This is a genomic window from Erwinia persicina NBRC 102418 (assembly GCF_001571305.1).
Lineage (GTDB): Bacteria > Pseudomonadota > Gammaproteobacteria > Enterobacterales > Enterobacteriaceae > Erwinia > Erwinia persicina.
Genome location: NZ_BCTN01000020.1, coordinates 64,534 through 70,635 on the forward strand (window position 1 = coordinate 64,534; position 6,102 = coordinate 70,635).

Genomic DNA, 6,102 nt, shown 5'->3' on the forward strand with positions numbered 1-6,102 from the left:
TTCAGCGGCTAAAAGCAACTTAACAACGATTGCCGATAGCACACTAACCGAAGTTGACTTTCACGCTGTGGGATTTCTCTGCCATGCGCTTCAGAGCCGCATTCAGCAGGACACCGTAAGCAGGCAGGAAGAACACCATGCAAATAAGCACTTTGAAGCAGTAGTCTACCATGGCGATCTCCACCCAGTGGGTCGCCATAAACAGGTCAGGGCTCTTATAGAAAGCGATAAAGAAGAAGGCCAGCGTATCGCTGATATTACCGAGAAACATGGCGGCGGCCGGGGCCATCCACCATGCAGCTTTCTGACGCAGGCGGTTAAACACATGAATATCGAGGATTTGACCGAGCGCATAGGCCATGAAGCTGGCGCAGGCGATACGCGCCACGAACAGGTTCATCTCCTTCAGCGCCGCAAAACCCTGCCATTCGCCCTGGTAAAAGAGGGCAGAGATGGCGTACGAAATAAACAGCGACGGGATCATTACGGCCAGAATAATACGACGCGCCAGCGGGGCACCGAAAATACGTACCGTCAGGTCAGTGGCCAGGAAGATAAACGGGAAGCTGAAGGCACCCCAGGTGGTATGCAGGCTAAAGATAGCCACAGGCAGCTGCACCAGATAATTACTGGAGGTGATCACCAGCAGATGGAACAAGGACAGCCAGACCAGCGCATGGGTGCGCTGACGCGTTGAAAAATCAATCATCGTTGTAAGCCTTTTTAGATTGGGGTGAGGGAACCCATGAAAATTTGTCTGTGTTTCGCGCAGGCGAATTCGCGGCATCTTACCGCGTTGCCCTGCTAATGCAATGGTTAATTTTAACGCAAACGTTATCGTGAAACGCAATCCTTGCACACGCAATGACCGACGGTAAAATAGGCGCTGACCTTTACTGAATAATTGAGAATCTCATGAGCGATCTCTTCGCGAATCCCGATCGCACCCTTGATGCGCTGGGGCTGCGCTGTCCTGAACCCGTGATGATGGTGCGCAAAACGGTGCGCCATATGCAGGAGGGAGAAACCCTGTTAATCATTGCTGACGATCCGGCGACCACGCGTGACATCCCGGGCTTTTGCCGTTTTATGGAACACACGCTCGTGGCGCAACATACTGACGCACTGCCGTATCAGTTTCTGCTGAAGAAAGGGGTGTAACGGGCGATACTTTTCCGGTCACCCATGGTGGGCTGACCCAAAAAAAGGGGTCAGCCCGTGCAGGATGATGACACTGACAGCCTGCTATTTCTTACGCAGTAACCGCAGGGCGTTCGCTGTCACTAATGCCGTCGCGCCCGAATCCGCCAGCACCGCCAGCCAGAGTCCGGTGATGCCCATCAGCGTGGTGATCAGGAAGATACCCTTCAGCCCCAGCGCCAGTGCAACGTTCTGGCGAATATTCGCGTGAGTGGCACGTGACAGGCGGATCATGGCGGCCAGCGCATTGAGCCGGTTGTGCGTCAGCGCGGCATCGGCCGTTTCCAGTGCGACGTCACTGCCGCCGCCCATCGCAATACCGACGGTGGCGGCCTTCATGGCGGGCGCATCATTAATGCCATCCCCGACCATCGCCACCGGCTGCTGCTGATTAAGCTGGCTGATGGCCGTGACTTTATCCTCCGGTAGCAGGCCCGCGCGGTAATCGATATCCAGCTCACCGGCAATGGCTGCCGCCGCCCGCGGGTTGTCTCCGGTCAGCATTACCGCATGAATACCCAGCGCCCTGATTTCATCCAGCGCCGCCCTGGCATCGGCACGCAGCGTATCGCGCAGGGCGATAAGCCCCAGCATCTGCTGGCCGTCGTGTAACACCACCACCGTATTACCTGCGTTTTCCAGCTCCTCTGTGCGGCCACGCTCTGCTTTCAGCATCCCGTCCGGCAGTCTGGACGGTGAGCTGATAGTCAGTAAGCGTCCACTGACTTCTGCTTCAACGCCACTCCCGGCCAGCGCCCGTTGATCATTCGCCAGCGGCAATGTCAGCTGACGCTGTGCGGCTGCGCTGATGATGGCCTTTGCCAGCGGATGGGAGGACCCCTGTTCAATAGCGGCGGCGGTAGCCAGCAGCTGTTCTTCATCCATGGCGGCCAGCGGCAGGATAGCGGTGACCTGCGGTTTACCCTCGGTCAGCGTACCGGTTTTATCAAAGGCCATGGTGCGCACGCTGCCCAGGCTTTCCAGTACCGCGCCACCTTTGATCAGTGCGCCACGGCGTGCCGCTGCGGCCAGTCCGGAGGTGATCGCCGCCGGGGTGGATATAACCAGCGCACACGGGCAGCCGATCAGCAGTAGCGTTAATCCCTTATAGATCCACGGCTGCCATGCGGCCCCCAGCAGCAGGGGGGGCACCAGTACCACCCCCAGCGACAGCACGATAATTACCGGCGTGTAGATGCGGCTGAAACGGTCAAGGAAGCGCTCAATGGGCGCACGCCGTTCTTCAGCTTCTTCTATGAGGTGCAGAATACGATCGATGGCACTTTTACCCGGCTCTGACATCACCTCCAACTGAACCAGGCGGTCAACGCTCAGACAGCCGGCGGCGATGGTTTCATTCTGCTGGCGTTCCACCGGCACCGATTCCCCGGTCAGCGCACTTTCATCAAAGCTCGCGAAGCGACTCAGCAGCTTCGCATCGGCTGGCAGGCGGGCACCGGCGGCCACTTCAATCACGTCACCGGGACGTAAATCGCTGACCGCGACATTTTCCCGCTGCCCCGCCCGCAGGCGCAGGGCTGTATCGGGTTTTAGCGCCATCAGCGCCGTCACCCCTTTGCGCGCGCGACCGGCGGCAAACGATTCCAGCCGCTCTCCAAGCATAAACAGCAGCAGCACCATCGCGGCTTCGGCAGTGGCACCGATAAACAGAGCACCGACCGCAGCCACGGTCATCAGGGTTTCAATGCTGAACGGCGACCCGCTGCGCATCAGGCGCAGGGCGCTGCGGCCAATCGGCCAGACGCCAAATAGTGTGGTGGCGATAAAGGCGATCTGGCCCGCCGGATGATTAATACTTTCCAGCAGCCAGCTCACCGCCATCATCAGCGTCAGTACGATCAGGCTGAGGTTTTCCTGCCAGAGGCTTTTTTCAACAGCCGGCTGTGCGGCGGCATCACTGCGCTGTAGCTGGAACCCGGCCCGCGACACGGCCTGTTCAACGGCTTCACGAACATCGCTGCGGGCATCGACCAGCAGCTTTTCGCTGGCGAATGCCACGCGGGCCTGAACGATTTCCGGCAGCTGTTTTATGGCGGTTTCCACCTTACGTGCACAGGCCGGGCAGTCCATTCCTTTCACCTGCCAGGTAAAACGAACGTCGCCCGAGGGCCTGTCGCCCTCATCATCGGGGTCGTTCCCCGAATGGCATGCCGTATCTTCGCAGCAGGGCGAAGCGGTGCCGGATGGGCCGGCGGGGGTGATTTTCTGAATCACTGGACGCGGGCGGGTGCTGCATCCGTGCTGAGTGCTGGCGTGGTGGTGACCACAACCACATGAAGAGTGCTGTTGCATAACGCCTCCTGACCGGTATCGGCGGGCAACACTGCCCGTCGATACCTATCTTACACTCTGGAGTGGACTCCAGAGTCAAGCGTCAGTTCAGCTTATAACCACAGGGAGCGCACAATCATAAAGTGGCCGGCAAAGTAGCAGGCGGCGATCACGGCGCGGTCGGCGCTGAAACGGCGGCGATAATGGCTGACCAGCCAGACAATATTTCCCAGCAGCAGCAGGACAGCTCCCGCCATCAGCGTAAAGGTGTCATCGGTAGGCAGCATGAAATACTGTTCCATACCCAGCCAGACCATCAGCAGCGTGACGCCGAAAAAGGTACAGATCGGCCAGCGCAGCTCCTCCAGTCGGTTCCAGACGGTCGCAGCAACCAGCCCACCAATAATCAACAGCGCCAGCGGGATGGGCCAGAAGAAGCTCAGGGTCATCTGGCTGGCGAAATACAGGGTATAAAGCAGGTGGGAAAGGAAGAATGCCCCAATGGCGTACAGCATGCGTTTACTGGGCAGCAGGGTGAGTGCATCTCCGACCAGCGTAGCCAGCACACCAAGCAGAATCAGATAGTCCGTGGTTTTCAGCACCGGTGCCTGCCAGGCCCAGGCCAGCAGCAACAGCATGGTGACGGGTTTAAAGACCCAGCGCTGCCACTGGGGGCCGCGATAGGAGGCATCCACATAGAGCCAGCCTGAAAAAAGAACCGCAAGGAAAGACCAAATCATATTGTTATCCTTAGATTAAAAACGCTGCAACTCCTGACCAGTTTAGGTTAAGCACGGCCGATGTGACAATGAGAGGGCTCCGGTTGTATCCTGATGCGCACGCGATGCACACTGTCCGTTTTTATTTCCGCAGGGAGAAAAAATGCAGGCCCCTCAGATCTTTTTTATCGTACTGGCCATCATTGCTGTTCTGGCCACCCGCCAGTTTATCCGGCAGCGACGTGAGGCTGCGGTTAACGATGCCTCACCGCTGCGCACCCTGGCCGTCGAGGTGAAATCGAAACGCGAATACCCGGCCCCAAACCGCCGCTCACGCCAGCGTGAACATATCCCGGTGGAAGAGATGCGCTACGAGGCCTGGTTTCGTCCGTTAAACGGCGCGGGCGATTTTAAGCTGGCGCTGAATGCCGGAGACTACCACCAGATGGATAAGGGGAGTAAAGGCGAACTGAAGGTGAAAGGGACCCGCTTTATTGCATTTACGGTCAGTCCCCCGACGTCCTGTTGATACGGTGGGAAAACATCGCCAGAAAGGCACTATGTTCCTCTGTACGATCTGCTTTCCCGGTCCGTTTCATCTTATTGCCACCCAGACCGGGATGTCCGCTTACTGCTTAGGAAAATGCTTCTTTTGCCAGGCCAGCAGTTCAAACACGCCGAAGAAAAACACTTTCGCCTGCATCAGCCCGCTGAGTTTTTCTGCACCTTTCGGCTGGGTAGTGCGCATCAGCACCAGCTGCAGCCCGTGCATGATCACCATGAAAAACAGCGCAACGTTGACGAAATAGGTCAGGGGTTTCGGGAATGGGTGAACAACGTTAAGCAGTAAAAAGGCCCAGACAAACAGCATCAGCACGCGGCCTGCATTAATCAGCATCGGAAATCTCCCTGGTATGGCGGTGACGGACGTAGAGTCGATAGGCCACCTGTCCGGCAATCTTTTCGCGATGGAGCTGCCAGTTGACCGGGACGGGCGGCAGGCCGTGCTCGACTTCGCTTTCAACATACACCAACGCACCGTCACTCAGCCAGCCGTTGTTCTCAAGAAGCGCTATGGTCTGCTCCAGCAGTCCTTTACGGAACGGCGGGTCGATAAAGACCAACTGATGTTCATCGCCTTTCTGTGCCAGAAACTGCAGCGTGTTGGTGTTCACCACGCGTCCGCTCTTTGCCCCGAGGGTGGCGAGGTTTTTCTCAAGTTGCTGCGCCACCGGGCGCTCCAGCTCAAGCAGGGTGGCGCTGCCCGCGTGACGGGACAGGGCTTCCAGGCCGAGTGCGCCGCTGCCGGCGTAACAGTCGAGGCATTTTGCCTGCTGAATATCCGCTGCCAGCCAGTTAAATAACGTTTCGCGTACGCGATCGGTGGTCGGGCGCAGGCCCGCGCTGTCCGGAACCGGCAGTTTACGTCCACGCCACTGACCGCCAATAATACGTATTTGCCCGGCTGCGCCGCTGCGGGGTTTCTTATTCATCTTGCTGAACTCTTAATAATTTGTTGCATAGTTTAACGGGCTAACCGGGCGGAGGAAACGTAAAAAGGGTGCTGTGATGCGCTCTGCAGAAAGTGTTAGACTAAGAGATTAATTAACAGATTAATTTTCGTACCGGAACCGTAACGGTTTTTCCCGCGAGGAGTGTGGTTGCACCATGGCAAAGAACAAAAAACGTGGCTTTTTTTCCTGGCTTGGTCTGGGGCGTGAAGAACAGACACCACAGGAAGAGGTAAAAGAAACGTTACCACCACAGCCTGCTGCCGATTCGCCGGCAGAGGCACCTCCTGCCGCCCCAGCGGAGGCGGACGCCGTTGATCGTGCAGAGGCCGAAGCCGCTGCCCGTGCGGAAGCTGAAGCCACCGCCCGCGCCGAAGCCG

At 57.8% G+C, this 6,102-nt stretch carries 7 protein-coding genes and 1 pseudogene; 3 read left to right on the forward strand and 5 right to left on the reverse strand.

Going from position 1 to position 6,102, the window contains the following annotated elements; genetic code table 11:
* Positions 1–43: 43 nt before the first annotated feature.
* Entirely contained in the window at positions 44–709 is a 666-nt protein-coding gene (locus EPE01S_RS18915) for a 7-cyano-7-deazaguanine/7-aminomethyl-7-deazaguanine transporter (RefSeq protein ID WP_062748258.1), read from the reverse strand.
* Positions 710–915: 206 nt separating this feature from the next.
* Here EPE01S_RS18915 and tusA point away from each other — a divergent pair, with 206 nt between their 5' ends.
* Positions 916–1,161 (forward strand): sulfurtransferase TusA, encoded by a 246-nt coding sequence (gene tusA / locus EPE01S_RS18920; RefSeq protein ID WP_062748262.1) that lies wholly within the window; start codon positions 916–918, stop codon positions 1,159–1,161.
* 84 nt (positions 1,162–1,245) lie between these two features.
* On the opposite strand, the gene EPE01S_RS18925 is transcribed toward tusA, so the two are convergent.
* On the reverse strand, positions 1,246–3,513 hold the full coding sequence (locus tag EPE01S_RS18925; RefSeq protein ID WP_062748264.1) for a zinc/cadmium/mercury/lead-transporting ATPase: 2,268 nt from the start codon (positions 3,511–3,513) through the stop codon (positions 1,246–1,248).
* Positions 3,514–3,605: 92 nt separating this feature from the next.
* The gene (locus EPE01S_RS18930; protein ID WP_062748266.1) at positions 3,606–4,232 is read right to left on the reverse strand and encodes a lysoplasmalogenase; all 627 of its coding nucleotides are present in this window, start codon (positions 4,230–4,232) and stop codon (positions 3,606–3,608) included.
* A gap of 142 nt (positions 4,233–4,374) precedes the next feature.
* On the opposite strand from EPE01S_RS18930, the gene EPE01S_RS18935 reads away from it, so the two are divergent.
* Complete coding sequence (locus tag EPE01S_RS18935; RefSeq protein ID WP_062748268.1) at positions 4,375–4,740, forward strand: DUF2500 domain-containing protein; 366 nt, start codon at positions 4,375–4,377, stop codon at positions 4,738–4,740.
* A 99-nt stretch (positions 4,741–4,839) separates the two neighbouring features.
* Here the strand turns inward: EPE01S_RS18935 and EPE01S_RS18940 are convergent, their stop codons facing one another.
* Positions 4,840–5,109 carry a DUF1145 family protein gene (locus EPE01S_RS18940; RefSeq protein ID WP_062748270.1) on the reverse strand — a complete coding sequence of 90 codons (270 nt, stop codon included), beginning with the start codon at positions 5,107–5,109 and terminating at the stop codon, positions 4,840–4,842.
* Positions 5,099–5,704 (reverse strand): 16S rRNA (guanine(966)-N(2))-methyltransferase, encoded by a 606-nt coding sequence (gene rsmD / locus EPE01S_RS18945; protein ID WP_062748272.1) that lies wholly within the window; start codon positions 5,702–5,704, stop codon positions 5,099–5,101. Before rsmD ends, EPE01S_RS18940 begins: the two co-directional genes overlap by 11 nt.
* 175 nt (positions 5,705–5,879) lie before the next feature.
* Here rsmD and EPE01S_RS18950 point away from each other — a divergent pair.
* A pseudogene (locus tag EPE01S_RS18950) lies at positions 5,880–6,102 on the forward strand (signal recognition particle-docking protein FtsY); the annotation flags it as partial.

Bases quoted from the DNA above. Each gene is read 5' to 3' on its own strand.
- EPE01S_RS18925 (WP_062748264.1), bottom strand. From the start codon at position 3,513: ATGCAACAGCACTCTTCATGTGGTTGTGGTCACCACCACGCCAGCACT.
- EPE01S_RS18915 (WP_062748258.1), bottom strand. From the start codon at position 709: ATGATTGATTTTTCAACGCGTCAGCGCACCCATGCGCTGGTCTGGCTG.
- rsmD (WP_062748272.1), bottom strand. From the start codon at position 5,704: ATGAATAAGAAACCCCGCAGCGGCGCAGCCGGGCAAATACGTATTATT.
- EPE01S_RS18935 (WP_062748268.1), top strand. From the start codon at position 4,375: ATGCAGGCCCCTCAGATCTTTTTTATCGTACTGGCCATCATTGCTGTT.
- EPE01S_RS18940 (WP_062748270.1), bottom strand. From the start codon at position 5,109: ATGCTGATTAATGCAGGCCGCGTGCTGATGCTGTTTGTCTGGGCCTTT.
- EPE01S_RS18930 (WP_062748266.1), bottom strand. From the start codon at position 4,232: ATGATTTGGTCTTTCCTTGCGGTTCTTTTTTCAGGCTGGCTCTATGTG.
- tusA (WP_062748262.1), top strand. From the start codon at position 916: ATGAGCGATCTCTTCGCGAATCCCGATCGCACCCTTGATGCGCTGGGG.